The 16,788-nt window shown below is 52.4% G+C and carries 13 protein-coding genes and 1 pseudogene; 7 read left to right on the top strand and 7 right to left on the bottom strand.

Annotated elements, in window-relative coordinates; translation table 11 throughout:
* Together AL479_RS08215 and dsbA are read left to right on the top strand one after the other, a co-directional pair.
* Positions 1-987, top strand: a complete 987-nt coding sequence (locus tag AL479_RS08215; protein ID WP_061075732.1) for a serine/threonine protein kinase — start codon at positions 1-3, stop codon at positions 985-987.
* A gap of 14 nt (positions 988-1,001) precedes the next feature.
* A complete protein-coding gene (dsbA, locus tag AL479_RS08210) occupies positions 1,002-1,625 on the top strand; it encodes a thiol:disulfide interchange protein DsbA (protein WP_044327813.1) in 624 nt (207 codons plus the stop codon).
* A 12-nt stretch (positions 1,626-1,637) separates the two neighbouring features.
* Here the strand turns inward: dsbA and AL479_RS08205 are convergent, their stop codons facing one another.
* A complete protein-coding gene (locus AL479_RS08205; protein WP_061077947.1) occupies positions 1,638-2,573 on the bottom strand; it encodes an acyltransferase in 936 nt (311 codons plus the stop codon).
* A 364-nt stretch (positions 2,574-2,937) separates the two neighbouring features.
* Between AL479_RS08205 and polA the strand changes: the two genes are divergently transcribed.
* A complete protein-coding gene (gene polA, locus AL479_RS08200; RefSeq protein ID WP_061075731.1) occupies positions 2,938-5,724 on the top strand; it encodes a DNA polymerase I in 2,787 nt (928 codons plus the stop codon).
* A 333-nt stretch (positions 5,725-6,057) separates the two neighbouring features.
* Here the strand turns inward: polA and yihA are convergent, their stop codons facing one another.
* On the bottom strand, positions 6,058-6,690 hold the full coding sequence (gene yihA / locus AL479_RS08190) for a ribosome biogenesis GTP-binding protein YihA/YsxC (protein WP_042998843.1): 633 nt from the start codon (positions 6,688-6,690) through the stop codon (positions 6,058-6,060).
* Between the two features lie 246 nt (positions 6,691-6,936).
* Here yihA and AL479_RS24135 point away from each other — a divergent pair.
* The 3 genes and pseudogenes from AL479_RS24135 (at position 6,937) to hemN (ending at position 9,342) form a co-directional block, all read left to right on the top strand.
* A pseudogene (locus AL479_RS24135) lies at positions 6,937-7,165 on the top strand (hypothetical protein).
* Between the two features lie 103 nt (positions 7,166-7,268).
* Positions 7,269-7,781 carry a Der GTPase-activating protein YihI gene (gene yihI / locus AL479_RS08180; protein WP_061075729.1) on the top strand — a complete coding sequence of 171 codons (513 nt, stop codon included), beginning with the start codon at positions 7,269-7,271 and terminating at the stop codon, positions 7,779-7,781.
* 187 nt (positions 7,782-7,968) lie between these two features.
* Positions 7,969-9,342: an oxygen-independent coproporphyrinogen III oxidase gene (gene hemN / locus AL479_RS08175; protein ID WP_061075728.1), complete on the top strand. Its 1,374-nt coding sequence runs from the start codon at positions 7,969-7,971 to the stop codon at positions 9,340-9,342.
* Positions 9,343-9,430: 88 nt separating this feature from the next.
* On the opposite strand, the gene AL479_RS08170 is transcribed toward hemN, so the two are convergent.
* The 4 genes from AL479_RS08170 to glnA form a co-directional block, all read right to left on the bottom strand.
* Complete coding sequence (locus tag AL479_RS08170) at positions 9,431-9,541, bottom strand: YshB family small membrane protein (protein WP_090050632.1); 111 nt, start codon at positions 9,539-9,541, stop codon at positions 9,431-9,433.
* Between the two features lie 110 nt (positions 9,542-9,651).
* Positions 9,652-11,061 carry a nitrogen regulation protein NR(I) gene (gene glnG, locus AL479_RS08165; protein ID WP_042325420.1) on the bottom strand — a complete coding sequence of 470 codons (1,410 nt, stop codon included), beginning with the start codon at positions 11,059-11,061 and terminating at the stop codon, positions 9,652-9,654.
* Positions 11,062-11,069: 8 nt separating this feature from the next.
* The gene (gene glnL, locus AL479_RS08160; protein ID WP_044257151.1) at positions 11,070-12,119 is read right to left on the bottom strand and encodes a nitrogen regulation protein NR(II); all 1,050 of its coding nucleotides are present in this window, start codon (positions 12,117-12,119) and stop codon (positions 11,070-11,072) included.
* Positions 12,120-12,390: 271 nt separating this feature from the next.
* Positions 12,391-13,800 (bottom strand): glutamate--ammonia ligase, encoded by a 1,410-nt coding sequence (glnA, locus tag AL479_RS08155; RefSeq protein WP_042325425.1) that lies wholly within the window; start codon positions 13,798-13,800, stop codon positions 12,391-12,393.
* A 376-nt stretch (positions 13,801-14,176) separates the two neighbouring features.
* On the opposite strand from glnA, the gene typA reads away from it, so the two are divergent.
* Positions 14,177-16,000: a ribosome-dependent GTPase TypA gene (gene typA, locus AL479_RS08145; RefSeq protein ID WP_042325427.1), complete on the top strand. Its 1,824-nt coding sequence runs from the start codon at positions 14,177-14,179 to the stop codon at positions 15,998-16,000.
* A 61-nt stretch (positions 16,001-16,061) separates the two neighbouring features.
* Here the strand turns inward: typA and ompL are convergent, their stop codons facing one another.
* Complete coding sequence (ompL, locus tag AL479_RS08140; RefSeq protein WP_061075727.1) at positions 16,062-16,754, bottom strand: porin OmpL; 693 nt, start codon at positions 16,752-16,754, stop codon at positions 16,062-16,064.
* Positions 16,755-16,788: the final 34 nt, after the last annotated feature.

The following is a 16,788-nucleotide window of genomic DNA, read 5'->3' as shown; positions in this document are numbered from 1 at the left end:
ATGAATAACAACGCTTTCAATTTCCAGACATTACACCCGGATACCATCATGGATGCGCTGTTTGAGCAGGGGATCCGGGTGGATTCTGGTCTTACTCCGCTTAACAGCTATGAAAACCGCGTCTATCAGTTTCAGGATGAAGACCGTCAGCGTTTTGTCGTTAAATTTTATCGCCCTGAGCGCTGGTCGGTTGACCAGATCCTGGAAGAGCACCAGTTTGCGATTGAGCTGCTCGAGGATGAGGTCCCGGTTGCTGCGCCGCTGGCTTTTAATGGTCAGACGCTCTTATCGCATCAGGGGTTCCACTACGCGATTTTTCCAAGCGTAGGCGGCCGACAGTTCGAAGCAGATAATATCGATCAAATGGAAGCGGTGGGCCGTTATCTGGGGCGTCTGCACCAGACCGGCCGTAAGCAGCCATTTACCTGGCGACCAACCATCGGGCTGGACGAATACCTCGTCGAGCCGCGTAAACTCTTCGAACATGCCCGACTCATTCCGTCCGCACAAAAGGCCGCTTTCCTGAAAGCGACGGATACGCTGATTGCGGCCGTCACTGAGCGGTGGCATACGAATTTTGACCGCCTTCGTCTACATGGCGACTGCCACGCTGGAAATATCCTCTGGCGCGAGGGGCCGCTGTTTGTCGATTTAGATGATTCCCGCAATGGTCCTGCCATTCAGGATTTGTGGATGCTTCTTAATGGTGATAAAGCTGAGCAACGTATGCAGCTTGAGACGATTATTGAAGCTTATGAAGAAGTTAGTGAGTTTGAAACATCTGAAATTGAACTGATTGAACCTTTACGTGCTATGCGTTTGGTTTATTATCTTGCCTGGCTGATGCGTCGTTGGGACGATCCTGCGTTTCCTAAAAACTTCCCGTGGTTGACCGGGGAAGATTACTGGCAACGACAGACCGCGACATTTATCGAGCAGGCAAAAGTCCTGCAAGAACCCCCATTACAATTAACACCCATGTATTAATCGGAGACGTAATCATGAAAAAGATTTGGCTGGCGCTGGCTGGTATGGTTTTAGCTTTTAGCGCATCGGCAGCGCAATTCGAGGATGGTAAGCAGTATACCACCCTGGAAAAGCCCGTTGCCGGTGAACCGCAGGTGCTGGAGTTCTTCTCTTTCTATTGCCCACACTGCTACCAGTTTGAAGAAGTTCTTCATGTTTCTGAGAACGTGAAGAAAAAACTTCCTGAAGGCGTCAAAATGACCAAATACCACGTTGAGTTCCTGGGCCCGTTGGGCAAGGATCTGACGCAAGCGTGGGCCGTCGCGATGGCTCTGGGCGTAGAAGATAAAGTGACTGTGCCGATGTTTGAAGGGGTACAGAAAACCCAGACCGTGCAGAGTGTTGCAGATATCCGTAAAGTGTTCGTGGATGCCGGCGTTAAAGGCGAAGATTACGATGCCGCGTGGAACAGCTTTGTCGTGAAATCACTGGTTGCGCAGCAGGAAAAAGCCGCTGCCGATCTGCAACTGCAGGGCGTTCCGGCGATGTTTGTTAACGGTAAATATCAGGTGAATCCGCAAGGCATGGATACCAGCAGCATGGATATCTTTGTTCAGCAATATGCTGACACGGTGAAATACCTGGTCGGTAAGAAATAAAAGCAGCGCCGGTCAGTGACCGGCGTTTTTAGTTGCCGCTTTAATCTCTTCTATTAACACGTCTTTTTCGCTCCACAGCGTATTCAGCCAAAGCTGGAAACGACGCTTAAATCCTTTATCGTTAACGTAGTCGCCGTGCAGTTCTTCCTGAATGGGTTGCATGTCCACGCGAACCACAATGCGCGTCAGTTTCCCGCTCAGCATATCGAAGAATGGCGTACGGTCGTTTTCCGGATAGCACAGCGTAACATTAAGTAATTTATCGAACTGCGAGCCTAACACGTTAAGCGCCATCGCAATGCCAGCCGCTTTTGGTGGCAACAGGTGTTGATACGGCGAGTGGGTCTGCTGACGTTTTTCTTCGGTAAAGCGAGAGCCTTCGACGAAATTAACGATCGTGGTGGGATGCGCGCGGAATTTCTCGCAGGAACGGCGGGTAGTCTCGACGTCTTTACCGCGACGTTCCGGATGGCGCAGAAGGTAAGCGCGTGAATAGCGCTTCATAAATGGCATATCCAGCGCCCAGCAGGCGAGGCCGATAAAAGGCACCCAGGCCAACTGCTGCTTCAGGAAATACTTGTTCATAGGAATGTGTTTGCGAAAGAGTACGCACAGCACCACGATGTCCGCCCAGCTGTGATGATTACACACCAGCAGATACCAGTTTTTCTTGCTCAGTCCTTCCAGACCCTGTACATCCCATTTCAGCCATGGATTGAGATGCAGCAGCAGGGCGAGGCCTTCACACCAGCAGTACATCATGAAATTACAAAACAGAGAAACCTTGCGCCAGACGAACGGAACGGGCAGCAGGAGCTTTACCAGTCCGGCCAGAATGATCGGTACGGAGCACAAAATCGTGACCACAATGGTCAATGCGATGCTCAGCAACAGGGTGACTGTAGCGAGTAATCTCGCCATGATTAAATTATTCAAAGGATTAGCCATAAACAGTACGCTAAAGTCGCGCAAGGGGGCTGATTTTATCAGAAAATGGCCCAAATGACGGTTCTTCGCGACAGAGAAAAACACGCCATATCTATCCACATTCGGTAATTCAATGAAAACATAAAGGGTTTATTCTGTGGTTTTTATAACTAATTGAAATTAAACAATATAATAAATGATGGTTAAAGCATCGATTTGAAATTAATGCGATGAAAATTAATTATGCACAAAGTTATCCACAGGCGGCTTTGCGAGCGATCCAGAAGATCTGCAAAAGAATTACGACAAATGTGGTGAAAAACTCATGTTTTCATCCTGTCTGTGGCATCCTTTATCCATAATCTGATAAACAGGCACGGACATTATGGTTCAGATCCCAGAAAACCCACTTATCCTTGTAGACGGCTCCTCTTATCTCTATCGCGCATACCATGCGTTTCCGCCGCTGACCAATAGCGCAGGCGAACCGACAGGCGCGATGTACGGTGTCCTCAATATGCTGCGCAGCCTGATCCTGCAGTATCAGCCAACGCATGCCGCAGTGGTATTTGATGCCAAGGGTAAAACCTTCCGTGACGAATTATTCGAGCATTACAAATCGCATCGCCCGCCGATGCCGGACGATCTGCGGGCGCAGATCGAACCGCTGCATGCCATGGTGAAAGCGATGGGGCTGCCGCTGCTGGCCGTATCCGGTGTGGAAGCGGACGACGTAATCGGTACCCTGGCGCGTGAAGCAGAAAAAGTGGGGCGCCCGGTGCTGATCAGCACCGGTGATAAAGATATGGCCCAACTGGTTACGCCAAATATCACCCTCATCAATACCATGACCAACACCATTCTTGGCCCGGATGAAGTGGTGACGAAATATGGCGTACCTCCCGAACTGATCATCGACTTCCTGGCGCTGATGGGCGATTCCTCCGATAACATTCCTGGCGTGCCGGGGGTCGGGGAAAAGACCGCGCAGGCGTTGTTACAAGGACTGGGCGGTCTAGATACCCTGTACGCCGAGTCAGATAAAATTGCCGGGTTGACGTTCCGTGGTGCGAAGACTATGGCGGGTAAACTTGAACAAAATAAAGAGGTGGCTTACCTCTCCTATAAACTGGCGACGATCAAAACAGACGTTGAGCTGGAACTGACCTGCGAACAGCTGGAAGTGCAACAGCCACAAGCTGACGAACTGGTTGGGTTGTTTAAAAAGTATGAGTTCAAACGCTGGACCGCCGATGTCGAAGCGGGCAAGTGGTTACAGGCGAAAGGAGCGAAACCGGCGGCTAAACCGCAGGAAACGATCGTCGTTGATGAAGCACCGGAAGAGGCCGCTACTGTGCTTTCCTACGATAACTACGTGACTATTCTCGATGAAGCGACGCTGGAAACGTGGATTACGAAGCTGAAAAAAGCGCCAGTGTTTGCCTTCGATACCGAAACCGACAGTCTGGATAACATCTCCGCCAACCTGGTCGGTCTCTCATTTGCTATTGAACCGGGGGTGGCGGCTTATGTGCCAGTGGCGCATGACTATCTGGATGCGCCGGATCAAATCTCCCGCGATCGTGCGCTGGCGATGCTCAAGCCGCTGCTGGAGGATGAAAATGCGCGTAAGGTCGGGCAAAACCTCAAGTACGACCGCGGCATTCTGGCGAATTATGGTATCGAACTGCGCGGCATCGCTTTTGATACCATGCTCGAGTCGTACATTCTGAACAGCGTTGCCGGTCGTCACGATATGGACAGTCTGTCCGATCGCTGGCTGAAGCATAAAACCATTACTTTCGAAGAGATTGCGGGCAAAGGGAAGAACCAACTGACCTTTAATCAGATCGCGCTGGAAGAGGCGGGACGTTACGCGGCAGAAGATGCCGATGTCACCTTACAGCTGCATCTGAAAATGTGGCCAGAGCTGCAGCAGCACAAAGGGCCGCTGAACGTCTTTGAAAACATCGAAATGCCACTGGTACCGGTGTTATCTCGCGTAGAGCGTAACGGTGTGAAGATCGACCCTGCGGTGCTGCGCAAGCACTCCGAGGAGATCACGCTCCGTCTGGCGGAGCTGGAACAGAAAGCCCATGAGATTGCAGGCGAAGTATTTAACCTCTCTTCAACCAAGCAGTTGCAGACGATCCTGTTCGAGAAACAGGGCATTAAGCCGCTGAAGAAAACCCCAGGCGGCGCGCCGTCAACCTCTGAAGAAGTGCTGGAAGAACTGGCGCTGGATTACCCGCTACCTAAAGTGATTCTTGAGTATCGCGGTCTGGCGAAGCTGAAATCGACCTACACCGACAAACTCCCGCTGATGATTAACCCGAAAACCGGGCGTGTGCACACTTCGTATCATCAGGCTGTGACCGCGACGGGCCGTTTGTCATCGACCGATCCGAACCTGCAAAACATTCCGGTACGTAACGAGGAAGGGCGCCGTATCCGTCAGGCATTTATCCCGCCGAAGGATTACCTGATTGTTTCTGCGGACTATTCGCAGATTGAACTGCGTATTATGGCGCACCTGTCACGCGACAAAGGGCTGCTGACAGCGTTTGCCGAAGGGAAGGACATTCACCGCGCCACCGCCGCCGAAGTGTTTGGTCTGCCGCTGGAGACCGTGACCAGCGAGCAGCGTCGTAGCGCGAAAGCGATCAACTTTGGTCTGATCTACGGTATGAGTGCGTTCGGTCTGGCGCGCCAGTTGAACATTCCGCGTAAAGAAGCGCAGAAATACATGGACCTCTATTTTGAACGTTATCCCGGCGTGCTGGAGTATATGGAACGTACCCGCGCTCAGGCGAAAGAGCAGGGCTACGTTGAAACGCTGGAAGGTCGTCGCCTCTATCTGCCGGATATCAAATCCAGCAACGGCGCGCGTCGTGCGGGTGCTGAGCGTGCGGCGATTAACGCCCCGATGCAGGGTACCGCTGCCGATATTATCAAACGGGCGATGATTGCGGTCGATGGCTGGCTGGAAACGGAAAAACCGCGCGTGCGTATGATCATGCAGGTACACGATGAACTGGTGTTTGAAGTACACAAAGACGACCTGGATACGGTAGCGAAAAAGATCCATCAGTTGATGGAGAACTGCACGCGCATTGATGTACCGCTGCTGGTGGAAGTCGGAAGTGGTGAAAACTGGGATCAGGCGCACTAAGTGCTCGCGAGATAACGCGCTTTTTTCGTAATTAAGCAACATAAGTGCGCGAGTTTTGTGATGGGTATTGGAATTCCCTATGTAAAGAATGAAAAAAAATTACAAAAAGTGCTTTCTGAGCTGCTCAAAAAAGAGTAAAGTTATTCGCGTAGGGTACAGAGGTAAGATGTTCTATCTTTCAGACCTTTTACTTCACGTAATCGGATTTGGCTGAATATTTTAGCCGCCCCAGTCAGTTTCTGACTGGGGCGTTTTTTATGGGCGAAAGAAAGAGATGGCAGGCGTGCCAGACCGGATAAGACGCACCGCGTCGCTATCCGGCGTTGCGATAAATTACTCCCCGCCTTGATCCTCTTCAACCGGCGCCAGTTCGTTAAACCAACTGTCCAGCTTCTGCCGTAATTTATCCACACCCTGTTTTTTCAGCGATGAAAAGGTCTCAACCTGCACATCACCGTTAAAGGCTAATACCGCTTCACGGACCATATTCAGCTGCGCCTTACGCGCACCGCTTGCCAGTTTGTCCGCTTTTGTCAGCAGCACCAGTACCTGGATGTTGCTCTCGACGGCCCACTGGACCATCTGTTGGTCGAGATCTTTCAGCGGGTGGCGAATATCCATCAATACCACCAGTCCCTGCAGGCTCTGGCGTTTTTCCAGATACTCACCCAGCGCGCGTTGCCACTTGCGCTTCATCTCTTCCGGCACTTCGGCGTAACCATAGCCAGGGAGGTCAACAAGGCGTTTGCCGTCGACCACTTCAAACAGGTTAATCAACTGAGTGCGGCCAGGCGTTTTCGACGTTCGCGCCAGGCTCTTCTGATTGGTCAGCGTGTTCAGTGCGCTGGACTTACCTGCGTTGGAACGGCCAGCAAAAGCCACTTCAATCCCCGTATCGGAAGGTAAATGGCGAATATCAGGCGCGCTCATCACAAAGTGCGTCTGTTGATAATTCAGGTTAATCAAAGCGGTCGTCTCCGTCAGTCAAAGCTTTGCCGCGATTATACCTGAACAGGAGCAAAAGACTGATTTTTCGACATGGGTCTGTTGTGAGTAAAAACCCTGCATGTTGTGAGACATTGCCGATCGTTCTTATACGAAATTTCAGAGTAATTGCAGAGCAAATAATTAAATAAATCAACTAAATCATGATATTAAAAAGTATGTAATATTCTGAAAATGCCAGAACTGTGCTGCCAGTGACTTGTTACTTTGCTCCAAAAGAGTAGAGTAATCCCCATAGCGAGGATAGCTGTACAGGAAGACGACTCAGGATGAGGGTCAGGAGCGCCAGGAGGCGAAGACACAGGATTGTCAGGATGACAGGCGTTCGGAGACGTTGGTATACGGAAACGGAAAAGACACGGAATGTTCCAGGCTGAAGGATAAACAGGGTGTGTTGACGGCCGACAGGGAATGTAGGACCCGTTCAGGGTTGTGAGTAAGGTGAAAAGGCGACAGAGCAATCTGTCGCCTTTTTTCTTTATTTCTGCTAGATTCCGGCGCAATTATATACTGAATAAAACAGCCAAAGACGAATCACTATGAAATCCACTTCTACACCACGCGGCAAAGGCCCTGCAAAGGCACGCCGTAAAACCCGTGAAGAGCTGAATCAGGAAGCTCGTGACCGCAAGCGTCAGAAAAAACACCGTGGACACGCGGCGGGTAGCCGTGCGACCGGTGGTGACGCGGCGTCAGGCGGTAAAAACAAGAATCAACAGAAAGATCCACGTATCGGCAGTAAAACCCCTGTTCCATTGGGTGTGACCGAAAAAGTCACCAAACAGCACAAACCGAAGAGCGAGAAACCTATGCTTTCACCGCAGGCTGAGTTGGATTTACTGGAAACGGATGAGCGCCTGGATGCGCTGTTAGAACGTCTGGAAGCAGGCGAAACCCTGAGCGCAGAAGATCAGTCCTGGGTGGATGCCAAACTGGATCGCATTGATGAACTGATGCAGAAGCTAGGCCTCTCCTACGATGATGACGAAGAAGAAGAGGAAGAGGACGAGAAGCAGGAAGATATGATGCGCCTGCTGCGTGGCGGTAACTAACGGTTTACACCGTGGGCCTGCCCGTCCTGCTTATAACCCTTCCGGTTATATGTTATCTGGTGTGGTTATTCGTTAAACTACAGCGGTTGTCGCGGCGACAGAAGTGGCTGCGCAGCCGGCTTAGTACTCGACATGGAGTGCGGCCGGTACGCCGTACCCGCCAGAGACGCCATCGGAAGGAGTGAGCATGTCAGAACAACAAATAGACTGGGATCTGGCCCTGATCCAGAAATATAACTATTCCGGGCCACGCTATACCTCGTACCCGACCGCGCTGGAATTTTCTGATGCGTTTGGCGAACCGGCGTTTTTACAGGCTGTCGCGCGCTATCCTGAGCGTCCGCTCTCGCTTTACGTCCATATCCCGTTTTGCCACAAGCTCTGCTACTTCTGCGGCTGCAATAAGATTGTGACCCGTCAGCAGCATAAGGCCGATCAGTATCTGGATGCGCTGGAACAGGAAATTGTGCACCGTGCGCCGCTGTTTGCCGGACGTCAGGTCAGCCAACTGCACTGGGGCGGCGGCACGCCAACCTATCTGAATAAAGCGCAAATCAGTCGTCTGATGACGCTGCTGCGAAATCATTTCCACTTCAATGCGGATGCGGAGATTTCGATCGAAGTCGACCCCCGTGAGATTGAGCTGGATGTGCTCGATCATTTGCGCGCGGAAGGCTTCAACCGTCTCAGTATGGGCGTGCAGGACTTCAACAAAGAGGTCCAGCGACTGGTTAACCGTGAGCAGGATGAGGAGTTTATCTTTGCGCTGCTCAATCACGCACGTGACATTGGCTTTACTTCGACCAATATCGATCTGATTTACGGTTTACCTAAACAGACGCCGGACAGTTTCGCCTTTACTCTGAAACGGGTTGCGGAATTAAGCCCCGATCGTCTGAGCGTCTTTAACTATGCGCATTTGCCGACACTGTTTGCCGCGCAGCGCAAAATTAAAGATACCGATCTGCCTAGCGCGCAGCAGAAGCTGGATATTTTGCAGGAAACCATCTCCTCGCTGACAGAGACCGGCTATCAGTTTATCGGTATGGACCATTTTGCCCGCCCGGATGACGAGCTGGCGATTGCCCAGCGTGAAGGCGTTCTCCACCGTAATTTTCAGGGATACACCACCCAGGGCGACACCGATCTGCTGGGGATGGGCGTTTCTGCCATCAGCATGATTGGCGATTGCTATGCCCAGAACCAGAAAGAGCTGAAACTCTACTATCAGCAGGTGGATGAGCGGGGAAATGCCTTATGGCGCGGCATCGCGCTGACCCGCGATGACTGTATCCGTCGTGACGTCATCAAGTCGCTGATCTGCAACTTCCGTCTCGACACTGCCGCAGTTGAGCTGCAGTGGGATCTGAACTTCGCGGATTACTTTGCCGAGGACCTGAAGCTGTTGGCGCCGCTAGCGAAAGATGGGCTGGTGGATGTGACAGCGAAGGGTATTCAGGTTACGCCGAAAGGCCGCCTGCTGATTCGCAACATTTGCATGTGCTTTGATGCGTATCTGCGCCAAAAAGCACGGATGCAGCAGTTCTCACGCGTGATATAAAAACGTAGCCCGGTGGCGCTAACGCTTACCGGGCCTACGATTGATGTTGCCTGTAAGCCAGATAAGCATAGCGCCATCCGGCACAGTGTTAGCTGAACAGCCCAACCAGCGCGGCGCACAGTACTGCGGCAACCGCAGTTTGTGGCGTATGGCTGTCGACCGCTCCGCTTGATAGCAGATTTATAATCGATTCCAGCATGTTTTGTCCCCCGTTTGCCGGGCACGATCATACTGAACTCATCGGAACAGTAAAGCGCAAAATAACGGCAATTTGCGCTCAATTATTAATCTTTACACAAACGTGTGACGTTACTCCATTCCCAGCTCTTTTAACTTACGCGTCAGGGTATTACGCCCCCATCCGAGCAAGCGTGCCGCTTCCTGTTTATGGCCCTGTGTATGACGTAGCGCGGTGGTCAGCAACGTGCGTTCCATTTCAGGTTGTGCTTCCGACAGCAGGTTTTGATGACCGGAACGCAGCGCCCGATCCGCCCACTGCGCCAGGAGCGTGGCCCAACTGTCCGGCTGGAGATGCGACGGACTTTCCGGCGCGGTGGCTTCGAACAGTTCAGCGGGGAGATCCTGAATTAATACCTCTTGTCCGGCCGCCATCACGGTTAACCAACGACAGGTATTTTCCAGTTGGCGAACGTTGCCCGGCCATGCCAGCCGCGTCAGCGCCGCTTCGGTTTCCGGGTGCAATAACTTGGCTTCTACGCCCAGTTCGCGAGCCGCAACCTGCAGGAAGTGGCGCGCCAGACGCGGAATATCCTCCCGGCGCTCGCGCAGCGGCGGCAGGTGTACGCGGATAACGTTCAGACGATGGAATAAATCCTCACGAAACTTGCCTTCCTGCACACGCAGTTCCAGATTCTGGTGAGTCGCGGCGATGATACGTACGTCCACCTTCACCGGCGCATAGCCGCCAACGCGATAAAACTGCCCGTCGGCTAATACGCGCAAAAGACGGGTCTGTACATCCAGCGGCATATCGCCGATCTCATCAAGAAACAGCGTGCCGCCATCGGCCTGTTCGAAGCGTCCCTGACGAATGGTATTCGCTCCGGTAAACGCCCCTTTTTCATGACCAAACAGTTCGGATTCGATCAAATCTTTCGGAATCGCCGCCATGTTCAGCGCGATAAACGGCGCTTTGGCGCGTGGGCTGTGGCGGTGCAGGGCGTGTGCGACCAGCTCTTTACCCGTCCCGGACTCCCCGTTAATCAACACGCTGATGGAGGAACGAGAGAGCCGCCCGATAATACGAAACACATCCTGCATGGCCGGCGCTTCACCGATGATGTCGGTTGTCGGGCCGTTGAGCTGAATATTGCGCGGCTGCTGCTGTTCCTGATAATGACTGATGGCGCGTTCAACCAGCGCCACCGCTTCATCGATATCAAAGGGTTTCGGCAGATAATCAAACGCCCCTTGCTGATAGGCGCTGACGGCGGCATCCAGATCGGAATGCGCGGTCATTATGATGACCGGAAGCATTGGATGACGCTGTTTAATCTGTTTTAACAGCGCCAGCCCGTCCATTCCCGGCATCCGAATGTCGGACAACAGCACGTCCGGCGTTTTGCTCGCCAGCGCGCCCAGCACGTCGTTACCGTTTTCAAAGGTCGTACAACTCAGACCCGCCCCGGCGAGAGCACGTTCAAGCACCCAACGGATGGAACTATCGTCATCGACTACCCAGACTATCCCTCGTTGCATAAGCACCTCTATTTCCGAATCGGCAGATAAACCGAGAACTCGGTATGACCTGGCCAACTGGTAAATTCAATTTTGCCGGAATGCTGATCGATCAAATTACGGGCGATGGATAATCCCAGCCCGGTGCCGCCTTCGCGGCCGCTGACCATGGGGTAAAACAGCGTATCCTGTAAGTGGGAAGGGATCCCCGGTCCGTTGTCCTCGACGTCGATACGCGCCGCCAGGCGATAGCGCTCGCCGTGCAGCGTGAGCTGGAACGCGGTACGGGTACGTAGCACGATCTCCCCACCGTCTGACCCCAGCGCCTGCAACGCATTACGGACAATATTCAACAACACCTGCTCGATCTGTTCCGGGTCGTGCGGCAGTTCCGGCAGGCTGGGATCGTAATCGCGGACCAGCGTGACGTTGGCCGGTAACTCCATAGAAACCAGCGCCACCACGCGCTCTGCCACCTTATGAATGCTTTCCGTGACATGCGTTCCCGGCATCTGCGGGCCCAACAGTCTGTCGACCAGATTACGCAGCCGATCAGCCTGTTCAATAATGACTTTGGTGTATTCCAGCAGCGCCGGATCGGGCAGGGCTTTACTTAATAGCTGTGCAGCGCCGCGTAAGCCACCGAGCGGGTTTTTAATCTCGTGCGCCAGTCCACGTACCAGATCGCGCGCGGCGACCTGCTGAGCGTGCTGTAGCTGCTCCTGGCTGAGGCGGCGCTGGTTATCCATCGGCGCCATTTCGAGCAGGATCTGGCCGTCCGGCAAACGCTGTGCGGTGAGCGACAGAATGTGCGAACGCCCATCAATTACCAACGTGACCTCATTGTCGGTAAACCCTTGGCCCGCCTCTAAGCTTTCGCGCATCAGTTCGATATTCAAAGAAAAATAGCTCAGGAGTTCAGGAAGCGGCGTACCAAACAGTTTGCGGGAGCTTTGGGCGAGTAACTGCTGCGCGGCCGGGTTGGCGTAATGCACCGCCAGCTCATCGTCGACCAGTAAGATGCTGTTGATTAAAGAATTGAGGATCTGCCCAGCATCGGGCAGCGTGCCTGTTGCCATACAGCAGTCTCCTGAATAGTTTGCACCAATTTAGTGCATTATAGCTTTTTATGTAGAAAAAGCGCGAAGGATCAGATTGTTGACGGTGAAAAAAGCCCATCGTGAGATGGGCTAAAAGTTTCCACGGCAACTAAAAACTCCTGACGCTTTTCACGCCGTTGCTGCGTTGGCTACCTTCGCTCACCCCAGTCACATAGTTATCATGCTCCTGGGGATTCGCTCCGTTGCCGCCTTGCCGCAACGCGAAATTCGTCGGACGTTTAAGATACGGTTACACGCTGTAGTACAGCTCAAACTCTACCGGGTGCGGCGTCATGCGTACGCGGTCGTTTTCTTCAATGCGCAGCGCGATGTAAGCATCGATGGCTTCATCAGTGAACACGCCGCCCGCTTTCAGGAACTCACGATCCAGGTTCAGCTCGTTCAGGGCTTCTTCCAGAGAGCCTGCAACCTGTGGGATCTCTTTCGCCTCTTCCGGCGGCAGGTCGTACAGGTTTTTGTCCATGGCTTCGCCCGGGTGGATCTTGTTCTTAATGCCGTCAAGACCGGCCATCAGCAGGGCTGCAAAGCACAGGTACGGGTTCGCAGCCGGATCCGGGAAGCGGACTTCGATACGACGTGCTTTCGGAGACGCTACCACTGGAATACGGATAGAGGCAGAACGGTTACGGGCAGAGTAAGCCAGCATAACCGGTGCTTCGTAACCCGGGACCAGACGCTTGTATGAGTTGGTGGTCGGGTTCGCCAGGGCGTTAATCGCTTTAGCGTGTTTGATCACGCCGCCGATGTAGTACAGCGCTTGTTCAGACAGGCCCGCATATTTGTCGCCGGAGAACAGGTTGGTACCGTTCTTGGACAGGGACATGTGGCAGTGCATACCGGAACCGTTATCGCCGAACATCGGTTTTGGCATAAAGGTCGCGGTTTTGCCGAAGCGGTGAGCGACGTTGTGTACCACATATTTGTAGATCTGAATTTCGTCCGCTTTTTTGGTCATGGTGTTGAAGCGGGTTGCCACTTCGTTCTGACCCGCAGTCGCCACTTCATGGTGGTGAGCTTCAACGACCAGGCCCATCTGCTCCATCACCAGACACATTTCAGAACGGATGTCCTGAGCGGAATCTACTGGTGGAACCGGGAAGTAGCCGCCTTTCACTGCCGGACGGTGACCTTTGTTACCACCTTCGTACTGGGTGGAGGAGTTCCATGCGCCTTCGATGTCATCGATAGCCACGTGAGAACCGGAGATTGACGCGCCGAAACGGATGTCGTCAAACAGGAAGAATTCTGGTTCTGGCCCAAACAGAACGGTATCCGCGATACCGGTAGAGCGCAGGTACTCTTCAGCACGCTTGGCGATAGAACGCGGGTCGCGGTCATAGCCTTGCAGGGTACCAGGTTCCAGGATGTCACAACGGATGATCAGGGTAGAATCCGCGAAGAACGGGTCGATGACCGCAGTAGAAGCATCCGGCATCAGCACCATGTCGGATTCGTTGATGCCTTTCCAGCCACCAATCGAAGAGCCGTCAAACATTTTGCCTTCTTCGAAGAATTCGGCATTTACCTGATGAGCAGGAATCGTGACGTGCTGTTCTTTACCTTTGGTATCAGTGAAGCGCAAATCAACAAACTTCACTTCGTGCTCATTCAGCATCGTCAAAACGTGTTCAGCGGACATACTTAACTCTCCAGATTGGTCATAGTCGTCGTGGTAACGAGGTGTTCAATTCTTTAATCATTGGCCGTGTCGCCGTAAAAAAGATAAAGCGAAATCTGTGCCAACTTTTAAATTGCCCCTAAAAGGCGTTATCATGCGCACCATCGTGCAAAAGGGTTGCACCATGTTGTGTATGTTGCACCAGTATAGTGCTTTAATGTGAACATTAAGCACCATATTGGTGCAATGGACCGTGCATAACCCTTTTAACGCTCCGTGAAAGCGATCACAAAGAAACTCTGCAATACTTGTTTGCGGAGGATGTTTGTGATCCTGTTTTGTAGTGCGATTAATCCGTGTACAATAACGCGCTATTTCTAATGCCTGAGGCAAAGTTGTGATCGAAAATTTGCGTAACATCGCCATCATCGCGCACGTTGACCATGGTAAAACTACCCTGGTTGATAAGCTGCTGCAGCAATCCGGTACGTTCGACTCTCGTGCCGAAACTCAAGAGCGTGTGATGGACTCCAACGATTTGGAGAAAGAGCGTGGGATTACCATCCTCGCGAAAAACACCGCTATCAAATGGAATGATTATCGTATCAACATCGTTGATACCCCTGGGCACGCAGACTTCGGTGGTGAAGTTGAGCGTGTCATGTCCATGGTTGACTCTGTGCTGCTGGTGGTTGACGCATTTGACGGCCCGATGCCGCAGACGCGCTTCGTGACCAAAAAAGCCTTTGCGCATGGCCTGAAGCCGATCGTGGTCATCAACAAAGTTGACCGTCCTGGCGCGCGTCCGGACTGGGTTGTCGATCAGGTATTTGACCTGTTTGTGAACCTCGACGCGACCGACGAACAGCTGGATTTCCCGATCATCTACGCTTCTGCGCTGAACGGTATTGCTGGTCTGGACCACGAAGATATGGCGGAAGACATGACCCCGCTGTATCAGGCGATTGTCGACCACGTACCTGCGCCGGACGTTGACCTTGATGGTCCGTTCCAGATGCAGATCTCTCAGCTGGACTACAACAACTACGTTGGCGTTATCGGCATCGGCCGCATCAAACGCGGTAAAGTGAAGCCGAACCAGCAGATTACTATCGTGGATAGCGAAGGCAAAACCCGCAATGGTAAAGTCGGTAAAGTGCTGACTCACCTGGGTCTGGAGCGTATCGATAGCGATCTGGCAGAAGCCGGCGACATCATCGCGATCACCGGTCTGGGCGAGCTGAACATCTCTGACACCATCTGCGATCCGCAGAATGTGGAAGCGCTGCCGGCGCTGTCTGTTGATGAACCGACCGTCACCATGTTCTTCAACGTCAACACCTCTCCGTTCTGTGGTAAAGAAGGTAAATACGTTACCTCTCGTCAGATCCTTGACCGCCTGAACAAAGAGCTGGTGCACAACGTTGCACTGCGTGTTGAAGAAACTGAAGATGCGGACGCGTTCCGTGTATCCGGTCGTGGTGAGCTGCACCTGTCTGTTCTGATCGAAAACATGCGTCGTGAAGGTTTCGAAATGGCGGTTTCCCGTCCGAAAGTTATCTTCCGTGAAATCGACGGTCGTAAACAAGAGCCGTTCGAGAACGTGACGCTGGACGTTGAAGAGCAGCACCAGGGTTCTGTCATGCAGGCACTGGGCGAGCGTAAAGGCGACCTGAAAAACATGAATCCAGATGGCAAAGGCCGCGTACGTCTCGACTACGTGATCCCAAGCCGTGGTCTGATCGGCTTCCGTTCAGAATTCATGACCATGACCTCCGGTACCGGTCTGCTGTACTCCACCTTCAGCCACTACGACGACGTACGTCCGGGTGAAGTGGGTCAGCGTCAGAACGGCGTACTGATCTCCAACGGTCAGGGTAAAGCGGTTGCGTTTGCACTGTTCAGCCTGCAGGACCGCGGTAAGCTGTTCCTGGGTCACGGTGCCGAAGTGTACGAAGGCCAGATCATCGGTATTCATAGCCGTTCCAACGACCTGACCGTAAACTGCCTGACCGGTAAGAAACTGACCAACATGCGTGCTTCCGGTACCGACGAAGCCACGGTTCTGGTTCCGCCGGTTAAGATGACCCTGGAACAAGCTCTGGAGTTCATCGATGACGACGAACTGGTAGAAGTGACTCCGCAGTCTATCCGTATTCGTAAACGTCACCTGACGGAAAACGATCGCCGCCGCGCGAACCGTGGTCCGAAAGAAGATTAATTCATCATCTTGTGACGAAAAAGCCGCTGATATCAGCGGCTTTTCTTTTACCTCTGCGAACTCAGAAGAAATATTTAACCCCAACGCGAATCTGGTTTTGTTCGCGGTGATAGGGTTCTACGTTACGGTCCAGCCAGCGTAGTTCGAAGTAGGGCAGCCAGTTCTGGTTGATCCGATAACGGAAGGTATTCGTAATTTCCCAGTGATGATCCTTGCCATTGCTGCTATTAAAATCATTTACCCGCATAAAATAGTGGGGTTCAAAGGTATACGAGAATTTATCGGTAATAATAAAGTTCCAGTAGTTGCCGATCTCATAGGTATCGTTATTATCCCGATCGCCATTTAAATCGACCGAGCTGTAATTATTATGATTGTAGCGGTTACGTACCGTCAGATTAAACCACGGAGTAAACTTGTAATTGACGTCGAGATAGACCGCGCCGCTGGAACCAATACTCTTGTCGGTAATCAATCCGCCGGGTTGGATGGTTAATTTGTCCGTGGGTTTGAATAACGGGTACCAACCTTCAATCTCGTTATAACCGTGCTTTAACTCGTCTTCACGCTGGAGCGTGTAGGTGTTGGTGAGCATGATGCCGGCACCCATATCGAAGTTATAGCCAACACGTAACATGATCTCCTGCTGGTCGGAGGCCAGATTATAAGCTTCCCGGTTTTCGACATAAGCACCGGCAAAAACAGAGGTTGATATCACTGAAGATAACAGGATGATGGTGTTTAATGTTTTCATCATAAATCCATTTTTTAAGCGTAGGGAAGCCGCC

Origin of the sequence: Citrobacter amalonaticus (genome assembly GCF_001559075.2) — a bacterium.
GTDB lineage: Bacteria > Pseudomonadota > Gammaproteobacteria > Enterobacterales > Enterobacteriaceae > Citrobacter_A > Citrobacter_A amalonaticus_F.
This window is presented reverse-complemented; position numbering and strand designations above follow the sequence as displayed.